The sequence below is a fragment of the Pumilibacter intestinalis genome, from assembly GCF_943193005.1.
GTDB lineage: Bacteria > Bacillota > Clostridia > Christensenellales > Pumilibacteraceae > Pumilibacter > Pumilibacter intestinalis.
Genome location: NZ_CALPCH010000004.1, coordinates 90,148 through 112,048 on the forward strand (window position 1 = coordinate 90,148; position 21,901 = coordinate 112,048).

General features: G+C 50.6%; 21 protein-coding genes. 3 read left to right on the forward strand and 18 right to left on the reverse strand.

The genetic code is table 11. The annotated features are described in order from the left end of the window. Positions 1-7: 7 nt before the first annotated feature. The 6 genes from mraY to mraZ are packed head-to-tail and all read right to left on the reverse strand — an operon-like array spanning position 8 to position 6,653. Positions 8-1,006 (reverse strand): phospho-N-acetylmuramoyl-pentapeptide-transferase, encoded by a 999-nt coding sequence (gene mraY, locus NFR55_RS03075; protein ID WP_251546117.1) that lies wholly within the window; start codon positions 1,004-1,006, stop codon positions 8-10. Further along, entirely contained in the window at positions 1,003-2,448 is a 1,446-nt protein-coding gene (locus NFR55_RS03080; protein ID WP_251546119.1) for a UDP-N-acetylmuramoyl-L-alanyl-D-glutamate--2,6-diaminopimelate ligase, read from the reverse strand. Before NFR55_RS03080 ends, mraY begins: the two co-directional genes overlap by 4 nt. 20 nt (positions 2,449-2,468) lie before the next feature. Beyond that, positions 2,469-4,319: a penicillin-binding transpeptidase domain-containing protein gene (locus NFR55_RS03085; protein ID WP_251546121.1), complete on the reverse strand. Its 1,851-nt coding sequence runs from the start codon at positions 4,317-4,319 to the stop codon at positions 2,469-2,471. Between the two features lie 58 nt (positions 4,320-4,377). Continuing rightward, entirely contained in the window at positions 4,378-5,175 is a 798-nt protein-coding gene (locus NFR55_RS03090; protein ID WP_251546123.1) for a hypothetical protein, read from the reverse strand. 46 nt (positions 5,176-5,221) lie between these two features. Then, positions 5,222-6,145: a 16S rRNA (cytosine(1402)-N(4))-methyltransferase RsmH gene (gene rsmH, locus NFR55_RS03095; protein ID WP_251546125.1), complete on the reverse strand. Its 924-nt coding sequence runs from the start codon at positions 6,143-6,145 to the stop codon at positions 5,222-5,224. Beyond that, positions 6,138-6,653: a division/cell wall cluster transcriptional repressor MraZ gene (gene mraZ / locus NFR55_RS03100; protein WP_251546127.1), complete on the reverse strand. Its 516-nt coding sequence runs from the start codon at positions 6,651-6,653 to the stop codon at positions 6,138-6,140. The genes rsmH and mraZ overlap by 8 nt, the downstream gene beginning before the upstream one ends. Positions 6,654-6,852: 199 nt before the next feature. Here mraZ and ilvA point away from each other — a divergent pair, with 199 nt between their 5' ends. Together ilvA and NFR55_RS03110 are read left to right on the forward strand one after the other, a co-directional pair. Beyond that, positions 6,853-8,085 (forward strand): threonine ammonia-lyase, encoded by a 1,233-nt coding sequence (gene ilvA / locus NFR55_RS03105; protein ID WP_251546129.1) that lies wholly within the window; start codon positions 6,853-6,855, stop codon positions 8,083-8,085. A gap of 15 nt (positions 8,086-8,100) precedes the next feature. Then, positions 8,101-8,505 carry a RidA family protein gene (locus NFR55_RS03110; RefSeq protein ID WP_251546131.1) on the forward strand — a complete coding sequence of 135 codons (405 nt, stop codon included), beginning with the start codon at positions 8,101-8,103 and terminating at the stop codon, positions 8,503-8,505. Positions 8,506-8,664: 159 nt separating this feature from the next. On the opposite strand, the gene NFR55_RS03115 is transcribed toward NFR55_RS03110, so the two are convergent. The 8 genes from NFR55_RS03115 to tig form a co-directional block, all read right to left on the reverse strand. After that, the gene (locus NFR55_RS03115) at positions 8,665-9,225 is read right to left on the reverse strand and encodes a YdeI/OmpD-associated family protein (RefSeq protein ID WP_251546133.1); all 561 of its coding nucleotides are present in this window, start codon (positions 9,223-9,225) and stop codon (positions 8,665-8,667) included. Between the two features lie 224 nt (positions 9,226-9,449). Beyond that, positions 9,450-10,160: a metallophosphoesterase gene (locus NFR55_RS03120; protein WP_251546135.1), complete on the reverse strand. Its 711-nt coding sequence runs from the start codon at positions 10,158-10,160 to the stop codon at positions 9,450-9,452. 59 nt (positions 10,161-10,219) lie between these two features. After that, positions 10,220-10,822: a hypothetical protein gene (locus NFR55_RS03125; protein WP_251546138.1), complete on the reverse strand. Its 603-nt coding sequence runs from the start codon at positions 10,820-10,822 to the stop codon at positions 10,220-10,222. Positions 10,823-10,882: 60 nt separating this feature from the next. Continuing rightward, entirely contained in the window at positions 10,883-11,485 is a 603-nt protein-coding gene (yihA, locus tag NFR55_RS03130; RefSeq protein ID WP_251546147.1) for a ribosome biogenesis GTP-binding protein YihA/YsxC, read from the reverse strand. Between the two features lie 10 nt (positions 11,486-11,495). Then, positions 11,496-13,844 (reverse strand): endopeptidase La, encoded by a 2,349-nt coding sequence (lon, locus tag NFR55_RS03135; RefSeq protein ID WP_251546149.1) that lies wholly within the window; start codon positions 13,842-13,844, stop codon positions 11,496-11,498. 150 nt (positions 13,845-13,994) lie between these two features. After that, positions 13,995-15,263, reverse strand: coding sequence for an ATP-dependent Clp protease ATP-binding subunit ClpX (gene clpX, locus NFR55_RS03140; RefSeq protein ID WP_251546151.1), 1,269 nt, complete (start codon positions 15,261-15,263; stop codon positions 13,995-13,997). Positions 15,264-15,279: 16 nt separating this feature from the next. Then, entirely contained in the window at positions 15,280-15,873 is a 594-nt protein-coding gene (gene clpP / locus NFR55_RS03145) for an ATP-dependent Clp endopeptidase proteolytic subunit ClpP (protein WP_251546153.1), read from the reverse strand. A gap of 46 nt (positions 15,874-15,919) precedes the next feature. Further along, positions 15,920-17,347 (reverse strand): trigger factor, encoded by a 1,428-nt coding sequence (gene tig, locus NFR55_RS03150; protein ID WP_251546155.1) that lies wholly within the window; start codon positions 17,345-17,347, stop codon positions 15,920-15,922. Between the two features lie 123 nt (positions 17,348-17,470). Between tig and NFR55_RS03155 the strand changes: the two genes are divergently transcribed. Next, positions 17,471-19,162, forward strand: coding sequence for an Rqc2 family fibronectin-binding protein (locus NFR55_RS03155; protein WP_251546157.1), 1,692 nt, complete (start codon positions 17,471-17,473; stop codon positions 19,160-19,162). Between the two features lie 57 nt (positions 19,163-19,219). Here the strand turns inward: NFR55_RS03155 and NFR55_RS03160 are convergent, their stop codons facing one another. From NFR55_RS03160 to NFR55_RS03175, 4 genes are all read right to left on the reverse strand, one after another. Further along, positions 19,220-19,537 (reverse strand): hypothetical protein, encoded by a 318-nt coding sequence (locus tag NFR55_RS03160; protein ID WP_251546160.1) that lies wholly within the window; start codon positions 19,535-19,537, stop codon positions 19,220-19,222. A gap of 66 nt (positions 19,538-19,603) precedes the next feature. After that, entirely contained in the window at positions 19,604-20,203 is a 600-nt protein-coding gene (gene pyrE / locus NFR55_RS03165; RefSeq protein ID WP_338052312.1) for an orotate phosphoribosyltransferase, read from the reverse strand. Between the two features lie 9 nt (positions 20,204-20,212). After that, positions 20,213-21,139 (reverse strand): dihydroorotate dehydrogenase, encoded by a 927-nt coding sequence (locus tag NFR55_RS03170; protein WP_251546161.1) that lies wholly within the window; start codon positions 21,137-21,139, stop codon positions 20,213-20,215. Next, a complete protein-coding gene (locus tag NFR55_RS03175; RefSeq protein ID WP_251546162.1) occupies positions 21,136-21,900 on the reverse strand; it encodes a dihydroorotate dehydrogenase electron transfer subunit in 765 nt (254 codons plus the stop codon). The genes NFR55_RS03170 and NFR55_RS03175 overlap by 4 nt, the downstream gene beginning before the upstream one ends. Position 21,901 lies beyond the last annotated feature (1 nt).

The following is a 21,901-nucleotide window of genomic DNA, read 5'->3' on the forward strand; positions in this document are numbered from 1 at the left end:
ATATGACTTACAATACCGATAACGCCGTTATAATCACCGTGAGCAGTCCCGCAACCGAAGTTATCGCTCCGTACACCGTGACTATGCGGTTCTCGTGCACGCCCTTGCGCTCGAAATGGTGATGAAGCGGAGCCATGAGAAAAATTCGCTTTTTGGTGGCTTTGTAATAGGTTACCTGCAATATAACCGAAACGCTCGCGGCAACGAACATTATGCCTATTACGGGCGCGACAAGCTCCAATCTGCTCATTACCGCCAAACAGCCCAAACCTCCGCCGAGCGCGAGCGCGCCGGTGTCGCCCATAAACACTTTTGCGGGGTAACAGTTGTAACACAAAAATCCGCCGAGCGCACCCACGAGAGACGCGCAGTAAATTATCAAATTGGCGTATTCGTTTTCGGCTTGTCCGTCGCCCGCCGCAAACGCCGCGAGCGCGATTATGGCGGCAAAGTAAAAGGTGTACTTAGCCGACACGTTACCCGCAAGTCCGTCCAGTCCGTCGGTGAGGTTCACCGAATTGGTAAACGCGATAAACACCGTCATAAAAAGCGGTATGGCGAAAATGCCGAGGTCTATTTCTTTGAGAGTAAACGGCGCATACACCACGCTTCCTATGAGCGCGTTGTTATACGCAAACACCGATACTATAACGGCTATAAGCAGTTGAAACAGTATTTTCTGAATGGGACTGAGCCCCTTGTTCTGCTTGAAAAATACCTTTATGAAATCGTCTATAAAGCCTATCACGCCGTAACCGAGCGTTACGAACAGCGTTACGAGCATTTGCTTGTTGTCGCCGCCGCCGAATATCAGACAGCCCGCGGTAAGCGCAATCATAACGCCTATGCCGCCCATGGTGGGCGTTCCGCTCTTGCTTATATGGTTGTCCACATACGAAAGTATGGTTTGGCGCACTTTGAGCTTTTTGCCGAGCATTATAACGAGCGGCATAACAGCCGCGCACACGCAAAAAGCCACAATCGCCGCACTGAGAATTTTTATCATTGTATTTCACCGCTTTGCAATAACCGCATAATATAGTCTTCGTCGTTGTAGTCGTATTTCACGCCTTTTATCTCCTGATATTTTTCCGCGCCCTTGCCCGCTACTATCACTATGTCGCCCTCTTCGGCAAGGTTAAAAGCAAGTTTTATCGCTTCGCGCCTGTCGGGTTCGCGGTAAACGCTTTTTCTTTTATTCTCCGGCACGCCCGCATACACGTCCGATATTATATCTTCGGGCTCTTCGTCGCGGGGATTGTCGCTCGTTATAACGACTAAGTCGCTCATGCTTGCCGCAAGCAGTCCCATCACGGGACGTTTGGTTTTGTCGCGGTTGCCGCCGCAGCCGAAAACGGTGATTATTCGCTTACGCGCGAATTCTCTCACCGAAGTTATTATATTCCCAAGTCCGTCGTCGGTATGCGCGAAATCTATAATTACGCTGAAGCGAGCGGCGTTTATTACGTTAAATCTGCCGTCTACCCTCTTAAGCGAACGTATTCCGCGCAAAATGTGCTCGGTGCTCACGCCCGCAAGGTGCGCCATTGCCGCCGCGCACAGCGTGTTATACATGTTAAATCTGCCGAGAAGCGCGAATTTCACTTCGCCTATATCGTCCTCTATGTTTATTACGTATTCGAGCCCTTCCGCGCTCATTTTAAGCTCTATGCCGAACACGTCGGCGGGGTTTTTAACGCCGTATGCCAAAACGGGAATATTCGCGGAACGCAAAAGCTCCCTTCCGAACTCGTCGTCGGCGTTCACAGCCGCGCACACAGAAGCGCGCTTATCGAAAAGTTTGGCTTTGGCTTTGCCGTAAGATTGCATATCTCCGAAATAGTCGAGGTGGTCGCGGGAAAGATTTGTAAATCCCGCAACGTCGAAAAGCGTGGCGCGGGTTTTATCGAGCTCGAGCGCATGGGCGGACACCTCCATTACAACGGCGGTTACGCCCGCGTCTTTCATTTTGCGCATGACGGAATAAAGCTCGTAAGGGTCGGGCGTGGTAAGTTTGGCGGGTTTGGAAACTCCGCAGTAGCGTATGCAGTTGGTGCCTATAAGCCCCACTATTTCGCCCGCTTCGCGCAGTATTTCGGCGAGCACGTACGAGGTGGTCGTTTTGCCGTTCGTGCCCGTTATGCCGAAAGTTTTCATTTCGCGGTCGGGATTTCCGAAAAACGCGGCGCAAGCTTCCGACAACGCTCTGCGAGCCGACGGCACCGTTACGCACGGGCATTCTAAGTTAACGCTCCGTTCGCAAGCTATAGCCGCCGCGCCGTTTTGCGCCGCAACCTCGGCGTAGTCGTGTCCGTCGAAAGCACTGCCGCGCAGGCAGAAAAACAAATCGCCTTTTTTAACCTCGCTCGCATTATGACTTATTCCGCTTATTTCCGTATCGGCGAATTTGCCGCAATCGTACCCTTTCAACAAGTTTCCGAGTTTCATAAAATTTCCTTCCGCAATTTTCAAGTTCTCAAAAGCACAACGTCGCCCTTTTCCGTTCGGGTGTTCGCAATCGGCACGGTAGAGGTCACGTTTTCGCCCTCGCCGTCCGTTTCAACACTGAAGCCCTGCCCGTTAAGCAGCTTTACGGCCTCTTCTACGCTCATACCCATTACGTCGGGCATATTTACGTATTCGGTAATCTCGCCGCTTGCAGACGGCGCGAGAGCCGTATAGTCGAATATTTTTTCAAACACTTTGCCCGCATACGGCGCGGCGACAAGGCTGCCGTAATACATGTATCCGCCCGGTTCGTCCACAATCATGGCGAGCACGTAACGGGGATTTTCCACGGGCGCAAATCCCACGAAACTCGAAACGTATTTGCCCTGCGCTATGTGTCCGTTCTCATACTTTTGCGCAGTGCCCGTCTTGCCGCCTATGCGGTATCCTTTCACGCCCGCCTTGTGTCCGCCGCCCTCGCTCACAACCTTTTCCAGCATGTTTCTGAGCAGTTCGGAAGTTTTCGCGGATATGGGGCGGCCTACCTCTTTGGGCTCGCGCGTATATATCGTTTTGCCGGAGTAGTCCGTTACCTGCGACACGAAATACGGCTCGTAGAGCGTGCCGCCGTTTACCGCCGCCGAAACCGCGGTAACGAGTTGCAAAGGCGTTACGGCAACCGCCTGCCCGAAACCTATACGCGCAAGGTCTACGGTTTTAACCGCCGACTGTTGCATCAAAAGCCCTCGGCTCTCGCCGAAAAAGTCTATGTTGGTCTTACTGCCGAACCCGAAACTCTTTATACCCTCGTAGAGTTTATCGGTGCCCAGCCTTAGCGCAAGGTCCATAAACACGCAGTTGCAACTGTTTTTAACCCCTTCTCCGAGGTCTTGCGAGCCGTGACCTTTGCTCCGCCAGCATTTTATTTTCTGCCCGTCCACAAGGCGCGAACCGCCGCAGAAAAACCTATCGGACGAACTCACCGCGCCGTTTTCTATCGCGGCGGCGGTAGTGAATATCTTGAACGTGGAGCCGGGTTCATACACGTCCACTATCATCTTGTTTTTGCTAAGCGCGTTAAGCATGTGTATATCGTCACGCGGCGGCTCGTTGAGGTCGAAACCGGGTGCGCTCGCCATTGCCACAATGCCGCCCGTGTTGCAGTCCATAACTATCATAGACGCGCCTTTGGCGTTGTGGTCCGCGAGGGCTTCCGACACCGCCGTTTCGGCAAACGACTGAATGTTTAAGTCTATTGAAAGCGTGAGGTCACAGCCGGGGATAGCCGGCACGTATTTGGTTACGTTGTTTTCAAGCTCGTGCCCTTTAATATCGGTTGCCGTGTACGCAAATCCGTCCGTGCCCTTGAGATAGGCGTTATAGTAGCCCTCGAGTCCGTTCTGCCCCACGTTGTCTATATTGGTAAATCCGAGTATTTGCGAGAGATAGTTTGACGCGGGATAGTAACGCTCTGAGTCGAGAGTGAAATACACGCCGTCGAGATTGTTAGCCCGTATGGACTCGGCAACGGTCTTTTCCACCGCTCGCGCTATTGTAATTTCGCTCACGCGCGACGTGGTTATTTTCTCGTACAGCTTATCCACCGACAAATTGAGATGCCCGCCGAGTACCGACGCAACCGCAGAGGCGTCGCGCACGGCGTTGGGGCGCACGTAAATTCCGTAAACGTCCCTGTTATCGGCGAGAACCGCGCCGCTCGAGTCGGTTATCTTGCCGCGCGGCGCTTTGAGCGGCAAGTCGCGATACCACTGCTCCGCGGCTCGAGCCTGCAAATCTTTGCCCGCAACGAGTTGCAGGTATCCGAGTCTGCCCAAAAGAGCGCAAAATAAAAAGGTTATCGATATTATCAATACCAATAACCTCTTTCGTGTAGTTACAGTGCTGTTGGGAACGTTATTCAATGGCGGGTCAGCCTCCGACGATATTACTCAGAAAGTCGCAAAATTTATCGAACCAATTCGTTCTTCCTTCGTAATCCGTCGGCGACTCGGTGGGCAAAAGTTCCACCTCGGTTGCGCCTTCCACTTTTTCCATGCCGTTGTTTATCGCCGCGCCCGTTATCTTGTCGAGATTTGTGTATTCGCGTATTTCGGCGTTAAGTTCCGATAAGCGGGCGTTTTTCGCGGCTATCTCGTTTTCCAGACTTGCGGAGCTTGCGTTGATGCTGCTTACGGCAAGTCCCGTTGCAATCACCATTACGGCGAGTATCACTACTGCCGCCGCGTATACCAAAAGCGCAACTTTGCCTTTGCCCGAAATACGGGTTTTTTCGCGCGGTGCTGGCTGTTCCTTTTCCTGCTCTTTGGCGTAAGCGCGAGTGCGTATGCTCGGCATTACGTCCTCTTTTTCGCGCTTGCGCGATTTCTTGACGCGAGCGGGAGCGGTAACCGTCTTTTCGTATCCGAAAGTGCCGAAATACGGGCGTTGCGAATACTCGATTACGGGCTGCTCCTCTTCCGCCGTGCGCACCTCTCTGCGCGTTTCGCGTTCGGTGAACAGAGCGCGGTCGTCAACGCTGTACTTTGTGGCGTTCTCGTTGCCGAAATACGGCTCGTCCGTAGTTGTTCGGAAAGAAATGCGGTTCTCTCTCTGCGCCGCGGGAGTTTCGGTTTCCTCCTCGAAAGTAACCGATTTTTGCGCGGGCGAAAGTCCGTAGCCGCCGAACCTGTCTTGCTCGTTCGTTATTCTTCTTCTCGTAGTTACCATATTTTTATGCTCCTTAAACTCCGAATATTACAGACTCGCGCGGTTGTTATAATTTTTCCGCAACTCTGAGCGTCGCGCTCTGCGCTCTCGAGTTGCTCGCCGTCTCCGCGGCGGAGGGTTTGTATTTGCCCACGAGCTTTACGCTCGCTTTGTGATTGCACACGCACACCGGCAACGATTTGTCGCAAATGCAATCGCTCGCCAAAGTCCTGAACGTTTGCTTCACAGTTCTGTCCTCGAGCGAATGAAAGGATATCACCGCTATCCGTCCGCCCGGCTTGAGCACGCTCACGATATCGCTTATCGCTTCGCCGAGTCCCGACAGCTCGTTGTTTACCTCTATTCTTATCGCCTGAAAGGTCTTTTTTGCCGGATGCCCGCCCTTTCGGCTTTCGGGCACGCAAGACTTGACTATATCGGCAAGGCGTTTGGTTGTTTCTATCGGCGATTTTTTACGCGCTTCGCATATGCTTTTGGCAATCTTGCGGGCAAAACGCTCTTCGCCGTACGTGTAGATTATTCTCGAAAGTTCTTCTTCGGTGCGTTCGTTAACCACCGTCATTGCCGAAAGATATTGGTCGCGGTCCATTCGCATATCCAGCAAACCGTTGCCGTTATACGAGAACCCGCGAAGAGCTTCGTCTACCTGATGCGACGATATACCCAAATCGAGTATCGCGCCGTCTATCGAGTCGGCTTCGTGCGCTTTCAGCACCTCGAGCACGTTTTTGAAATTGTCTTTCACGAGCGTGTATCTTCCGTTATATTCGGATATCTGCGACAATCTCATGCGCGAGTGGTCTATGGCTTCCATATCCCTGTCGGTAGCTATCACCCTGCCGCCGCGTTTGAGTATCTCGCTCGTGTGTCCGCCTCCGCCGAGAGTTCCGTCAAAATACAGTTTTCCCGTGCCCACCGCGAGAGCTTCCATGCACTCGACCGGCATTACGGGTATATGATACTCACTCATCGGCTTTATCTCCGCGCTTATCCGGAAGCGTTTTAAGGCACTCGTCGAACTCTTCGTCGCCTATATCCGAATAGGCGTTCCAGTTTTCTTCGCTCCATATTTCCACGCGGTTGTACGCGCCTATGGTTACTACGTTTTTGGAAAGTTTGGCGTGGCGAATGAGATGTTGCGGCAAAAGTATTCTGCCCGCTTTGTCCTCTTCCGCCTTAAATCCGCTCGACGCCATAAGACGAACCGATTTGCTGTTTACGGGGTCAAGCAGGTCGAGAGAGCGAAACTTTTCGTCGAATATGCGCACCGCGTCTTTCTCCGGGAGCACGATAAGGCAATTGTTGGAACCGCGCGTAATAAAAGGATTTTCGCCGAGCTGAGCTTTGAGCTTGGGCGGAATTCTTATTCTGCCTTTCTCGTCTATCTGATGCCGATATTCTCCGAAATACACGCGTTTGCCCTCCTTTGCCCCGAGGCAGTTTTCCGTTATAAACCGCAAAACGCCCATTTCGGGCATTCACCGTTCATTACCTGTATATTATATCACAATATTTGCCCACAATCAACCACTTTTGCCCATTTTATCGCATTTTTTTTGAATTTTTTATTTATTTTACTTTTCCGCGCCCACTCCAAGCTATTTTACATAAATGCGATTGACTTTTAAGTCGCTATGTAATATCATATACGTAAACATATTTCGGACGGTAATACCAATGACTCTGCAAGACGTATACAAAGCCAAAGAGCGACTCGAAAGCGTAACGCACACAACCGAGCTCGAATATTCGGAAACCTTCTCCAAAGCCGCCAAAGCGCAAATATTTCTCAAGTGCGAGAACAGACAAAAAACAGGCTCGTTCAAGGTGCGCGGAGCATACAACAAGATAAGCAAAATAGCAGACGAAAAAAGCGCGAAATGCGTAGTCGCTTCGAGCGCGGGCAACCATGCTCAAGGCGTGGCGTTCGCGGCTCGCAAGCTCGGACTGGAATCTTATATAATAATGCCGCTTTCCACTCCGATTGCCAAAATATCCGCAACCGAAAACTACGGCGCGAACGTAATACTCAGCGGCGAATGTTACGACGACGCCTACAACAAAGCGTTGGAGATTGCAAAAGAAAAGAACGGTCTGTTCGTACACCCTTTCGACGACGAAGAAGTTATCGCGGGTCAGGGAACGGTTGCGCTCGAACTCATGGAGCAAATGCCCGACCTCGACGCCGTAATAGTGCCGGCGGGCGGCGGAGGTTTGCTCGCGGGAGTTGCGTTCACCGCAAAACAAATTAACCCCAAACTCAAAGTATACGGAGTTCAGGGCGAACGCGCCGACGCGATAAGGCAAAGCTATTTGAGTAAATCGCACGTAAGCACAAGCGGCGTTTACACCATAGCCGACGGCATAGCCGTAAAAAATCCGGGCGTTATAACCACAAAAATAATAAACGAATACGCCGACGGCATATTTACGGTAACCGACGACGAAATAGCCTCAACGATAATACAGCTGCTCGAACGCGCAAAACAAGTGGTAGAACCCGCGGGCGCAACCAGTCTTGCCGCCGCGCTCATGCAAAAGTCGGACGAACTTTACGGTAAAAAAATCGCGTGCGTGCTCTCGGGCGGCAACATAGACGTGGGCTTTATACATAAAATAATCGAAAAAGGTCTTGTAAGCCGCGGCAGACAAATGAAATTTTCACTCGTGCTTTCCGATAAACCGGGCAGTTTGGAAAAGGTATCGAGTATTCTCGCCCGCGAGCAAGCAAACGTTATATCCGTTCAGTACGACCGCATGAGCACCGAACTCGGTCTTAACGAAACAATACTGCATATCGGTTGCGAGTTAAGCGGTTTCGAACACGGCGAAAAAGTTATACGCAAGCTCAAAGAAAACGGCTTCGATATCCTGCCGCACGAACAATTCCCCGCTCACGCAAAATCTTAAACGAGGTAAAAAAAGGTGAACTTACAAAACAAAGCAAACGCAATTCGCAAAACGGTAAACACTCCGCTCGCCCCGCAAGCAATCGGTCCGTACTCGCAGGGTATCGAAACAAACGATTTCGTATTTTTCTCGGGGCAGATTGCCATAAATCCGCAAACGGGCAAACTCGACGGCGACGATTTCGCGTCGCAAACTCAAAGAGTGCTCAAAAATATAGAGGCTCTGCTGTCGGCGCAGGGTATGACTGCCGCAAACGTGGTTAAAACCACGGTTTTTATAACCGATATGAGCAAGTTTTCGGAGGTTAACGCCGAGTACGCAAAATTCTTTTCGTCCGCACCTCCCGCCCGCTCATGCGTTGCGGTATCCGCGCTTCCGCTCGGCGCACTGGTGGAAATAGAAATTATCGCCGCCAAATAAAATATAAAAAATCGCGCTCTGCAAAAGCGCACTTCCCATAGGGAATTAAAAAACTAAATTATTAAGAGTTATACTTTCAAGCAAGGACAAAAGCTCTCGAACATATCGTTCGAGAGCTTTTTACTACAAACCTTTTAGAAAGATAAATTGAAATTTATCTTACATCGGTTTTAGATTTTTATTAAGCCGTTCTACCATCCACGCAATTCTCTTTTCGCGCCCCGTGTCCGTTTTGGCATCTAAATATGCTTTTACATACGTTTTCTTTACCGATAATGACATTGCCGAAAAATTTGTATAAGCAGGCTCATAGGCTTTCAAAATTTCGGCAAGCGCGGCAATTTGTTCTTCCGTAACCGCCGCAGGTTTCGGGGCATACCATTGTCCGTTTTGTTTTGCTTCCTCGATTTTCTTTCTGCCGAAGTCAGTCATAAGTCCCCGTTCTTCGAGAACTTTTACCAAAGTCTTGTTTTTCTCCGACCACTTGCAGTTCGCTCGGCGCATAGAAAAATACTTTTTATAGGTATTGTTATCAATGCTTTGCATTTGTCCGTCAATCCAACCAAAGCAAAGGGCTTCTTCCAATGCTTCGTCTGCTTTAATCGTTTTCGGATTGCCGTGCTTACCAAACAAAAGCCAAACGCCATCGGTAGAAAGACAATTTTCAGTTAGCCAATTTCGGAATTCCGCTCTTTCCGAAAATACCAATATATCGTTCATTTTTCTCTCCGCCAAATTACTGTTTATCGTACAATTATTATATCACGAAAAATGAAAGAGCGCAACCGATTGAATTTTGCGGGAAATATAAAACATATCCTAGTTCGTCCACGAAAAAAAGTACAGAAAAGGCACAGCTTAACGCTATGTCTAAATCTTTTTATTTGCGTTTTATTATATTCCCTATGGGAATTACTGTAATTGCGAAGCGCGTTTTTTTTGTTTCAGGTCTGAATTTCCGTTATATACACCAATTTGTTGCGCACGAGGTCGCAAGAGGTGAGAAAATAATTCACGCCGTTTATTTCGCGCCTAAAGCACATTCTGCCGGGATTACCGTGCAAATGCCCGTATACGACGAAATCCACGCCGTACTCCTCGAACAGTCGCGTAAAAGGCGACGCTTCGAAACGGCTGTTAAAGGGCGGAAAGTGTATCATCGTTACAACACGGTCATTCTCTTTTCTCATCTTTTTCATTGCCTCGAGCGACAGCGTTACGCGCTGAATTTCTCGGGCGTAAATCTTTTTGTCTTCCGCGCTCGCGCCGCCCGAGCTTTCGGGGGTTGTCCAACCGCGACTGCCGCACACGAGCAGTTCGCCTATGCGCAAGCAATCGTTTTGCACCGCGTAAGTTCCGCTCCCCAAAGACGAGCGCACCGCGCCTATCGATTTCCACCAATAGTCGTGATTGCCGCGTATCATTACCTTTTTGGCGGGAAGAGAAGATATGTAATCGAGGTCGGTTTTTGCGTCGGCAAGGTTCATCGCCCAGCTTATATCGCCGGCTATGAGAACCACGTCGTCCTCGCCCGCCCTGTCGCGCCAGTCCGCCTCTATCTCCTCGAGATAGTTAGCCCACGAAGCTCCGAATATATCCATTGGCTTTGGATTGTTACCCGACAAGTGAAGGTCGCCGATTGCAAAAACTTTCATAAAAACATTATAGCATTTCCGACCGAAAAACGCAAGAGTATCGAGCAATTTGTTTTCGGTCAATCGGGAAAGAGCGGCAACCCCAAAAACGCGTTGCACGTGTTTTCTCCGCAGTCGGTGCAATCGGGATAAACGCAACGCCCGTATGTGGGCACGAGGATATCGGTGGGCACGATAACCTTGGCTATGAGCACGTAGCACGCGTTAACCGACACCGCCGCGGGACTTATAAAGTTTCCTATAGTGCTCAAAAACGCAACGAAAACCTCCAACGAATACGGCACGATGGAATTTGCGGGAGTTCCGAGTGCGAACTCTCTGAAAAATCTCACGTTACTCGTAGCTGTATACCTGTTGCCGAGCGAGTCGGCAAAGGTAACTATCACGGGTATGGAAACCTCGCCCGAAAAGCAGGTTTTGCCGTTCGCGAGATTTTCTTCGTCCGAAAGCGTGAACACTGCGTTTCCGTGGCTTTCGGCGCGTATAAAGGTGAGCGGCGGAACGGCTTGCGGCGGTATTCCGTTTAGCTCCAACGTGAAATTTTGATTGCTCACGCTTTCGCGGCAACCGTCGAACACCCTTTTAACCTCGATGCACATGCGCTCGCAAAGTCCCGCCGCGGGGTCGCCCGTTATGCGCCCCGCTCTCAACGTGTTTGCCATATAAAAAGCCTCCCTCGATATATCCGTTCGGATATATTTATGCGGAAGGCGTCAATTGCGTTACTCGCTTTGCGCTATATTTTCAAACAGTTCTTCCACCTGCGCTTTTCCTTCTCCGCTTACGCCCGAGAACACGATTATATTATCGCGCCCCACGGAAAGCGAAGTCGCCACGGTTTGCACCGCTTTGCCTATCTGCGATTTGGAAAGTTTGTCGCACTTTGTGGCAACCACGGTAAACGGCAGTCCGCAAACGAAAAGATATTTGAGCATCTGCTTGTCGAGAGCGGTAGGCTCGTGCCTGATATCCACGAGCGCGAGCACACGCTTGAGCTTAACCGACGAGGTAAGATACCCTTCTATAAGCTCCGCCCATTTCGCCCGCTCCGACTTTGGCGCGGCGGCGTAGCCGTAGCCCGGCAAATCGGCGAGCACGAGAGAGCCTTTGTTTAGGTCGAACAAGTTTATAAGCCTTGTTCTGCCCGGCGTAACGGACGCCTTCGCGAGCTTTTTTCTTCCCGTCACGCAATTTATAAAGGTTGACTTGCCCACGTTGGAACGCCCCACAACGCACACCTCGGGGCAGTCGTAACGCTCCGCCGCTTCCTTGTATTTGGGGAGCGCGGCAACGCTTGTTATAAATTCCGCGGAAACTATTTTCATCTGTATCCTTTTATACGAGCGCGGCGGCAAACACGTCGTCTACGGTGTCCGCGCATATTATTTTTACGTTCTTCTTTACCTCGAGCGGAAGCTCGTCGGCGTCTTTGCGGTTCTCCGACGGAATTATGAGAGTTTTCACGCCCGCGCGGAACGCCGCGAGCGATTTTTCTTTCAATCCGCCTATGGCGAGCACCTTGCCGCGCAAAGTCACCTCGCCCGTCATTGCCACGTTGCGGTCCACCTTTTTGCCGCTGAGCGCGCTCAATACGGCTGTAGCCATGGTAATGCCCGCGCTCGGTCCGTCTTTGGGCGTTGCGCCTTCGGGCACGTGAATGTGAATATCGTATTTGTTGAACATCTCGGGCGGTATGCCGTACTGCGCCGCCCGCGAGCGCACGAGCGTAAGCGCGGTTCGGCACGACTCTTTCATTACGTCGCCCAAACTGCCCGTGAGTATTATTTCTCCTTTGCCGTCGGGCACTACCGCAACCTCTATGCTTAGAGTAACTCCGCCCACGCTCGTCCAGGCAAGACCGGTGGCAAGCCCGCACTCGTCCGCTTCGTTTTTGCGGTTGTCGTGATATTTTATTACGCCGAGATACTGTTTTATATCCGCTTTTGTTACGTCGTAATGCTGAGGAACGGAAATCCCGTTTTCAACCACTTTAACGGCTATCTTGCGTATCACCGTGCCTATTTCCCTCTCGAGGTTGCGAACGCCGCTCTCCCGCGTGTAACCCGATATTATGTGCAACAGCACCGCGTCGGGAATGTTCACCGTTTGAGCGTTCAAGCCGTTGGCTTCGAGCTGTTTGGGCACGAGATAGCGTTTCGCTATCTGCAATTTTTCTTCGTAGGTGTACCCCGAAAGCTCAATCACTTCCATTCGGTCCAAAAGCGGAGCGGGAATTGTGTCGAGCGTGTTCGCGGTGGTTACGAACATAACTTTGCCGAGGTTATACGGCACTTCGAGATAATGGTCTTTGAACTCGCCGTTTTGGTTGGGGTCGAGCACCTCGAGCATAGCAGAGGCGGGGTCGCCGCGAAAATCGGACGACATTTTGTCTATCTCGTCGAGCAAGAACACGGGATTTATCACCTCGGCTTGCTTCATGCCGCTTATTATTCTGCCCGGCAACGCGCCTATATAGGTGCGGCGATGTCCGCGCACCTCCGCTTCGTCGCGCACGCCGCCCAAACTCATGGAAACCAACTTGCGCCCGGATGCTCTCGCTATGCTCGCCACAACCGAGGTTTTGCCCACGCCCGGAGGACCTACGAAACAAAGTATGGGACCTTTGAGGTCGTTGGTGAGTTTGTGCACCGCAAGATACTCTATTATTCTTTCCTTAACCTTTTTGAGCCCGTAATGGTCCTCGTCGAGAATTTTACGCGCCCTCTCCAAGTCGAGATTGTCGTCCGACTCCTCTTTCCACGGCAAATCGAGCAAACACTCTATATACGTGCGACTCACTCCCGCCTCGGGCGAAGTGGGGTTCATTTTCTCCATGCGCGAAAGCTCTTTTTCTATCTTTGCGCTTACCGCCTCGGGAAGTTCGCGCGATTTGGCGCGGGCGCGGTATTCTTCTATTTCGTCGGCGTTCTCGCCCAGTTCGTCGTGTATCGCCTTTATCTGCTCGCGCAAATAATATTCGCGTTGATTTTTATCGATGTTTTCGCGAACTTTTACGTTAATCTTCTTTTCCACCGCCATTATTTCGCATTCGCGCACCATAACGGTATATATATCTTCGAGCTGACTGTACTCGTCGGGAGTTTCCAAAAGTTTTTGCTTTTCTCCGTCGCTTTTGTACAAATACGTGCCCATTGCGCCCACGAACGAGCGCACGTCGTTTACGTCGAGCGAGCGCACGGCTTCGGCGGGCATCTTGTTATCAAGCTTTTTGAATTTCTCGAGCTGTTCGGAAAGTCTGCGCTTTACCGCTTCAACGAGTATATCCTCGCTCGGGCGGGCGGTGAATTCTTTGAGCACCGCCTCGAAATAAGGAGTTATGCTCGAAAAACTTTCAATCTCCATGCGCTTGGTGCACTGCGCTATCACGCGGAACGTATCGTTGGGCAATTTGGTTATCTGCTTAATTCTTGCCAAACACCCCACCTTGTAAATATCTTTAGGGGCGGGATTTGCGGAATTGGCGTGTTTTTGCGCAACCAAAAATATTTCCTGATTGCTCTCCACCGCTTTGTTGAGCGCAACCACCGATTTGTCGCGCCCGAGGTCAAACATGGCGGTTTGCCCGGGAAAAACCACAACGCCTCTCAAAACTATGGTTTTGAAAGCCGGTTTAATGGGAGGAATTCCGTTTTTGGTCAAATCGTTATAAGTCATTTCGTCCATAGCTATATCTCCACAAATATATTATATCATATCGGAGCAAAACATACAAGCGGTTTTTCGGTCAAATTTATTCACCGTGTTTTCACTTTATATCATAAAAGGAACCGAATATTCGGTTCCTTTTCAAGAGTTTCCTATATTTATATGCGATTAAGCAGACGCACGTTCCCTCGCCCGCATTATGTGGTCGGGCATTATTCCGCTTTCTACGCACTCCCTGTCTATAACCACTTTGATTATGGTCTTATCGGTGGGCACTTTATACATAACGTCGAGCATGCAGTTTTCCACGATTGCCCTAAGCCCTCTCGCGCCCGTCTTAAGCTCTATGGCTTTTTCGGCTATAGCCGACACGGCGTCGTCGGTGAACACAAGCTCCACTCCGTCCATCTCCAAAAGTTTCTTATACTGTTTGGTGAGAGCGTCGCGCGGCTTTGTGAGTATTTCCACAAGCGCAGTGCTGTCGAGGTCGTTAAGACTGACGGTTACGGGCACTCTGCCCACGAATTCGGGAATAAGCCCGTACTGTATGAGGTCTTGCGGCTGAACGTCTTTGAGCCACTGCGCCGAGTCCTTTTCGGTTTTGGAAACGATTTCGCCGCCGAACCCGAGCGAAGCCGCGTTTGCGCGTTTGGAAATTATCTTATCCAGCCCTACGAACGCGCCGCCGAATATGAACAGTATGTTCGTGGTGTCTATGGTAAGGCATTCCTGTTGCGGGTGCTTTCTTCCGCCCTGCGGAGGCACGCTCGCAACGGTGCTCTCTATTATCTTCAAGAGAGCCTGTTGCACGCCCTCGCCCGACACGTCGCGCGTTATGCTCACGTTTTCGCTCTTGCGGGATATTTTGTCTATCTCGTCAACGTATATAATACCGCGTTGCGCACGCTCTATATCGTAATCGGCGTTTTGTATCAGTTTTAACAGTACGTTCTCCACGTCTTCGCCCACGTACCCCGCTTCGGTAAGCGTAGTCGCGTCGGCAACGGCAAAAGGAACGTCCAAAATTTTAGACAATGTTTGAGCCAAAAGAGTCTTTCCGCAACCGGTGGGACCGAGCATAAGAATATTACTCTTTTTAAGCTCTATATCGCGTTTTGCGCCCTTGCCCTTGAGCGGGTGCGCGGCGTTGTAGTTAATGCGCTTGTAGTGGTTGTATACCGCCACGCTGAGCACCTTTTTCGCCACGTCCTGCCCGATTATATATTCGTCGAGCTCTTTTTTTATCTCCTCGGGCGAAGGCAGTTTCACGGCGGCGCGTTCGGCGGATTTCTTTATCCTGCCCGAGAGTATCTCGTTGCAAATACCTATGCAACCGTCGCAAATATACACTCCTGTAGGACCGGATACGAGTTCCACCACCTGCGACTGTTCTTTGCCGCAAAATGCGCATTTGGATTCGGGTGTGTTTAAGTTCAAATACTACCTCCGTATATTACGCGCGTTTAACGAATATTTTGTCTATAAGACCGTACTTGTGCGCTTCTTCCGCAGTCATATAATAGTCTCTGTCTACGTCGCGTTCTATCTTCTCGAGCGGCTGTCCGCTGTTTTCGGCGAGAATTTTGTTCATCTTCTTCTTGGTTTTGAGAATATGCTCCGCCTGAATTGCGATATCGCTCGCCTGACCTTGCGCTCCTCCCAAAGGCTGATGTATCATTATTTCGCTGTTGGGAAGCGCGAAACGCTTTCCCTTTGCGCCGCTGCTCAAAAGGAACGCGCCCATGCTCGCCGCCATGCCCACGCATATGGTGCTTACGTCGCACTTAATGTAATTCATAGTGTCGTAAATGCCCATACCCGCAGTTACGCTGCCGCCGGGGCTGTTTATATACAAACTGATATCTTTGTCAGGGTCTTTGCCCTCGAGATGCAAAAGCTGAGCTATTACGAGGTCGGCGGTTATATCGTCTATTTCTCCCGTAAGAAAAACTATGCGGTCTTCGAGCAAACGGGAATAAATGTCATACGAACGTTCGCCTCTGTTGGTTTGTTCCACTACCATTGGTACAAGACTGTTTTTTATCATACTATTTATTTATATCCTCCCCGGCATTTATTTATTCCGTCGAAAATTATTCTTTCTTGGCGGCGGGTTTCTTTGCCGTAGCCGTCTTTGCGGAAGTCGTCTTCGCAGTTGCGCTCTTTGCCGCCGCGGGCTTTTTCTCCGCGCCTTCTTTGGTTTCTTTCTTTGCTTCCGATTTCTTTGCTTCCGCCTTGAATTCGTTAGCCTTTACGAGTTCGTTGAGCGTCTTTTCCACGGTTACGTCGCTCTTTATGTGCGTAAGCTGATGTTCCGAAACGCTCGGCTTGTATTCCTCGAGAGTCTTTCCTTGCTGTTCGGCTATTTCGGCTATGCGCTTATCTATTTCCTGCTCGGTAGGTTCTACCTTTTCGGTCTTTATAATAGTTTCCATAACAAGACGGGTTTTCACAGCCTTTTCCGCTTCCGACTTGCGGTCTTTGCGGAAATCCTCTCTGCTGCTTCCCGTGTACTTAAAGTAATCGTCCAGCTTCATGCCGCCGTACATATAACCCAAACGGTACTCGAAATCCTGCAACATGTAGTCGAGTTCGCTCTCTATCATGCAATCGGGTATATCCACGCTCGCGTTAGCCACGATTGCGTCTATCATGTTGTTTTTGTTTTCGTTGTCCGCTCTGCGTTCTGCGCTATCGGTCAAACGCTTTTTTACGTCCGCGCGGTATTCCGCCACAGTTTCGAACTTTGTGGTGTCTTTCACGAAATCGTCGTTAAGCTCGGGAATTTCGCGGAACTTAATCGAATTGAGTTTTACCGCAAACACGGCGTCTTTGCCCTTGAGGTCCTCGGCGTGGTAATCGTCGGGGAACTTAACTTTGAGGTCTTTTTCCTCGCCTATCTTCATGCCCTCAACCTGCTCTTCGAAGCCGGGGATAAAAGATTTGCTTCCCAACGTAAGCTCCTGCTTTTCCGCCGTGCCGCCGTTGAATTTCACTCCGTCTACGCTGCCGCTGTAATCTATGTTTACGGTGTCTCCGTTTTTAGCCGCGCGGTCGGTTATATCCACGAGTCTGCTCTTTGCTTTAAGACTGCGCTCTATATCTTCTTCCACGTCCTTGTCGGTAACGGGATACTCCGCTTTTTTAACGGTGAGTCCTTTATACTGCCCGAGCGTTACTTCGGGCTTTACGGTTACCGATATACCGAAAACCATGGCGTCGGCGCCGAAATTCTCTATATCCACTTTGGGCTCGTCTACGGGATAGATATCCTCGTTTTCGGAAAGAGCCTTGCCGTATGCCTTAGAAGCGCAAGTATTAAACGCCTCGTCGAAAAACACGGTAGGTCCGTACATGTTTTCTATGAACTTGCGAGGAGCTTTTCCCTTGCGAAATCCGGGGATATTGTATTTGGCTTTCGTCTTTATATAAGCGGCGTTAATTTCCTCGTCCCACTCTGCGTTAGGCACGGTAAAAACGAACTTTACGCTGCCCTTTTGTCTTTCAATTTTGTATTCCATTGTAACCTCCAAAAAATCGTACCTAATTATGATAACACACGCGGTAACTTTTGTCAAATTGTATTGACTAATTACCCGAACTTAGTTTATACTTGATAGTAAGAAAATTACGGGAGAATTACCATGCCCGCCGACGCACTGCACATAAGCATAATTGCCGCCGAACTGAATTCCGCGCTCGGCGGCGGCAGAATAGACAAAATTACCATGCCCGAGCCCGACGAAATAGTGCTTTTCGTCCACTCCTCGGCAAGGCACGCGCTTATACTCAGCGCGAACCCCTCTTTGCCGCGCGTTCATCTTTCCGACCGCGCACCCAAAAACAATCCGCTCAACGCTCCCGCGTTTTTGATGCATCTTCGCAAACATATAGGCGGCGCGGTGATACAAAGCGTTTCTTCCATGCACGGCGAGCGCATTCTATTTTTCAAGCTCAAAGCACGCGGCGACCTCGGCTACGAGGAAGACAAAACTTTGGTGTGCGAAATCCTCGGCAAATACGCCAACGTGATACTGTGCGACGAAAGCGGCAAGATATCCGAGTGCATAAAACATATCTCGCCCGCAAGCAGTGAAAAACGACCCGTTTTGCCGGGGCTTAAATACTGCGCCCCTCCGCCCCAAAACAAAATCGACGTTTTCGACAAAAAGGCGTTTTCAAATCTACTGAACAAATTCGAAGGCGGCAACTTGAGCGGCTATATTCTCGCGGGCGCGGCGGGACTCGCTCCGGCTACGATAAAAGCGATAACAGAGAAAACTTTGGGCGGAGTATATTTCGACTCGCTCGATAGCGAACAAAAAGAAAAACTTTGCGCCGCGTTCGATTTCGACTCGCTCGCAAATAATCTTCGCCCCTGCATAAGGCGCGGCGACGACGGAAAGTCCGACTTTTGGCTCGCGCCCTTTTCAGACGGCGGCGAATACGCATATTTCCCCACTCTCAACAAAGCCATGGACGAATACTATTTCGCGCTCGACCGCGACAGACGCATACAGGAAAAAGGGCACGTACCCAAAACCGTCGTGCGCAACGCCATAGCTCGCGCCGAGAAAAAGCGCAAGCTGTTCTTAACTCGCAAAGAGGAAGCGTCGGACGCCGAGCACGACAGACTTTGCGGCGAACTGATAATAGCCAACATATACAAAATCAAGCAAGGCATGAAAACTTTGGAGGCGGAAAACTACTACGAAAATCCGCCGCAAAATATCGCAATAGCACTCGACGCAAGCAAATCGCCGCAATACAACGCGCAAATGTATTTCAAACGGTACGCCAAAAAGAAAAAGACTCTCTCCATGGTGGAAGACCAAATCGCGCAAACCGAAGCGGATATAGAATACTACAACTCGGTGCTCGACAGTTTCGCCTACACCGACGAAGAAGGATTGGAAGAAATAATATCCGAGCTTGCCGCGGCAAATCTGATTCGCGAACAAAAATCCAAAAAGAAAAAAGAAAAGCTCGCGGCGGGCGGCGAACTCAAATACAAAAACTGCGTGATACGTTGGGGCAAAACCAACACGCAAAACGACCGCGTTACAAAATCGGCTCGAGCCGACGACCTTTGGCTACACACCCAAAAGACTCACGGCAGCCACGTAACGGTATCGGGCGAACAAATAGACCAAAGCGTGATAATCCGCGCCGCGCAGATAGCCGCTTACTACTCTAAAGCACGGCTTGCCGACAATGTGGCGGTAGACTACACTCTCAAAAAGTTCGTAAGCAAGCCCAAAGGCGGCGCACCGGGCAAAGCGATATACACCGACTACAAAACCGTGTTCGTCACCCCCAAAGACGAACGGGAATAAAGCATGAAAAAAGAGCGTTTCGGTTATAGAAACGCTCTTATGCTTTTTATCTTAAAATTACACCAACGCGTAAATAAATCCGAACAACGCAACGAGGAATATCACGCCCATTATAACGGTGTTTATAATTGCGTTTTTATACTCGGGCGACCTGCGGTTTATCTTGCTTGCGAGCACGAGCACGCTGCGCACTATAGCCAAAGCGGAAGCCGCAAGATATATGCCCAGCCCCACCGCTATTACGAGGTCGCTCACGAAAATGCCCACCAAAAGCACAATCGCGCCGCCGAGCATGAGCAAGTCGCATATCTGACGAATTCCGAAATTCGAAAAATAAGCCTGAAGAAAATTACGTTTTTTTGCCTTTGCCGCCATACTTAAAAACTCCGTTTTGCTTTTTGATTAGTATATATCACAAAAATTTTTTTATGATTGTTTAACTTATTTAAGACCTCTGCTGCCCGGTTTAACCGCGGGAGTTTTTCCCTCGCGGCAAAGAGGACACTCGCTCGCCTCGTAGCTCTTTACTTCCATACTGAGAAGCGCACAGTACGGCACGCCGAAATCCACCTGTCCGCCGCTGCGGTCCACAACCGACGCCACGGCTACAATCTCCGCGCCCGCATTGCGGCAAAGTTCCATAACCTCTTTTACCGAACCGCCCGTGGTAACAACGTCTTCCACCACTATTACGCGCATGCCCGCTTTTAACGCAAAGCCGCGGCGAAGAGTCATACTGCCGCCCTCGCGTTCGGCGAAAAAGTTGGGAACGCCGAGCTGACGGGCAACCTCGTAGCCCATTATTATGCCGCCCACTGCCGGCGAAACCACTATTTCCGCGTTAAACTCGCGCAGTTTTTCGGCAAGCGCTCCGCACAAATACGCGCTCTCCTCGGGATGAACGAACAGTTTCGCGCACTGCATATACGTATCGGAGTGCCGACCGCTCGTGAGCACGAAATGCCCGTGAAGTATACCTTCGGTCTTTTTGAAAACTTGTAAAATCTGTTCGTCGGTAAGAGCCATAAAGTTCCTTTTCACGCAAACCGATTATACGGAAAGTGTTCCCGTAAGTTCGCGCACATTATTTATGTTACACCTTTTCATAAGATTTGTCAACTCATTGACAAGGTTTATGCCCGCGCAAGGGTCGAAAATATTTGCCGAGCCTATCTGAACCGCCGCCGCGCCCGCAACCATAAATTCCATTATATCGTCGGCGGTGGTTATTCCGCCCATGCCCACTATGGGAATTTTTACGGCTTTGTGCGTTTCGTAAACCATTTTAAGTGCAATGGGCTTTATCGCGGGTCCGCTCAAGCCGCCGCACACGTTTGCGAGCACGGGCTTACGCGTGCGCCAATTTATCGCCATGCCCCCCACCGTGTTTATGAGCGACAGGCAATCCGCGCCGCCGTTTTCCGCCGCGCGGGCGTTGTCGGCAATGTTGGCTACGTTGGGCGAAAGTTTCACCATAAGCGGCTTTGCGCAATGCTTTTTAACCGCTCGGGTTATCTTCTCCACGCTCTCGGGCAATACCCCGAACGCCATTCCGCCCGCCTTTACGTTGGGGCAACTTATGTTAAGCTCCACCATTTTAACGCACTTGCACGCGCTTATCTTTTCCACGGCGTAGCAGTAATCCTCTTCGGTTCTGCCCGCTACGTTTGCTATCACAACGCAATCGAGCTTTTCGAGAAAGGGCACGTCCTCGCGTATAAATCCGTCCACGCCGGGATTTTGCAGTCCCACGCTGTTGAGCATGCCCATAGGCGTTTCGGCAATTCTCGGCGACGGGTTTCCCTCGCGCCTTTCTTTGGTTACGCCCTTGGTGCAAATGCCGCCGAGCTTGTTTATATCGTAAAATTCGGCATACTCCTTTCCGAAGCCGAAAGTGCCGCTTGCCGTTATTATGGGATTACGGAACTTTACTCCGCAGATTTCCACCGAAGTGTCTATGTTCTTTTCTTCGCTCACAGTATTATTTCCTCCAGACTGAACACAGGTCCGTCAACGCACGCGCGTTTGTTCACAATCTCGCCGTTCTTTTGCTTTACGGCGCACGCGCACACCAAACACGCGCCCACGCCGCAACCCATGCGTGTTTCGCCCGACATGTACGCGGGTATCTTCGTTTCGGCGGAAAGCCGAGCCGCCGCTTTAAGCATGGGAGTATTGCCGCACGTGAGTATAACGTCGGGTTTTATCTTTTCCACGTCTTCACGGAGCACGTCGGTAACGTATCCCTTGCGCCCCGCGCTTCCGTCGTCGGTGCAAAGCACCGTTTTGCCGAACGCGCCGAAATCCTTTTCGAACATTACCGCTTCCGAATTTGCGAAACCTATGTAAGAAATATACTCGCGGTCGGGATAGGTCAGCGGCACGGTTACGAGCGGCGCACACCCCACGCCGCCGCCGAGCAACAATATTTTGCGGTGCTCATTGCCGAGCGTAAATCCGTTGCCTATGGGAAGCACCGCTTTCACTTTGTCGCCCGCCTTAAACTCGGCAATGCGACGGGTGCCACCGCCCACCACAGCAACTATCAAAGTTACGCTGTGCGAGTCGAATTTGTAAATGCAAAACGGTCGACGGAGCAAAAATTCGCCGCCTACTTTCAAGTGCAAAAACTGTCCGCAACGAATTTCGGGCAGTTGTTCGCTTGCAACGAGTTTGAGTTCTAGCACGCTCTTAGTAAGAAAAATGTTGCTCTCTACGGTAAATTCTATATCTTTCACT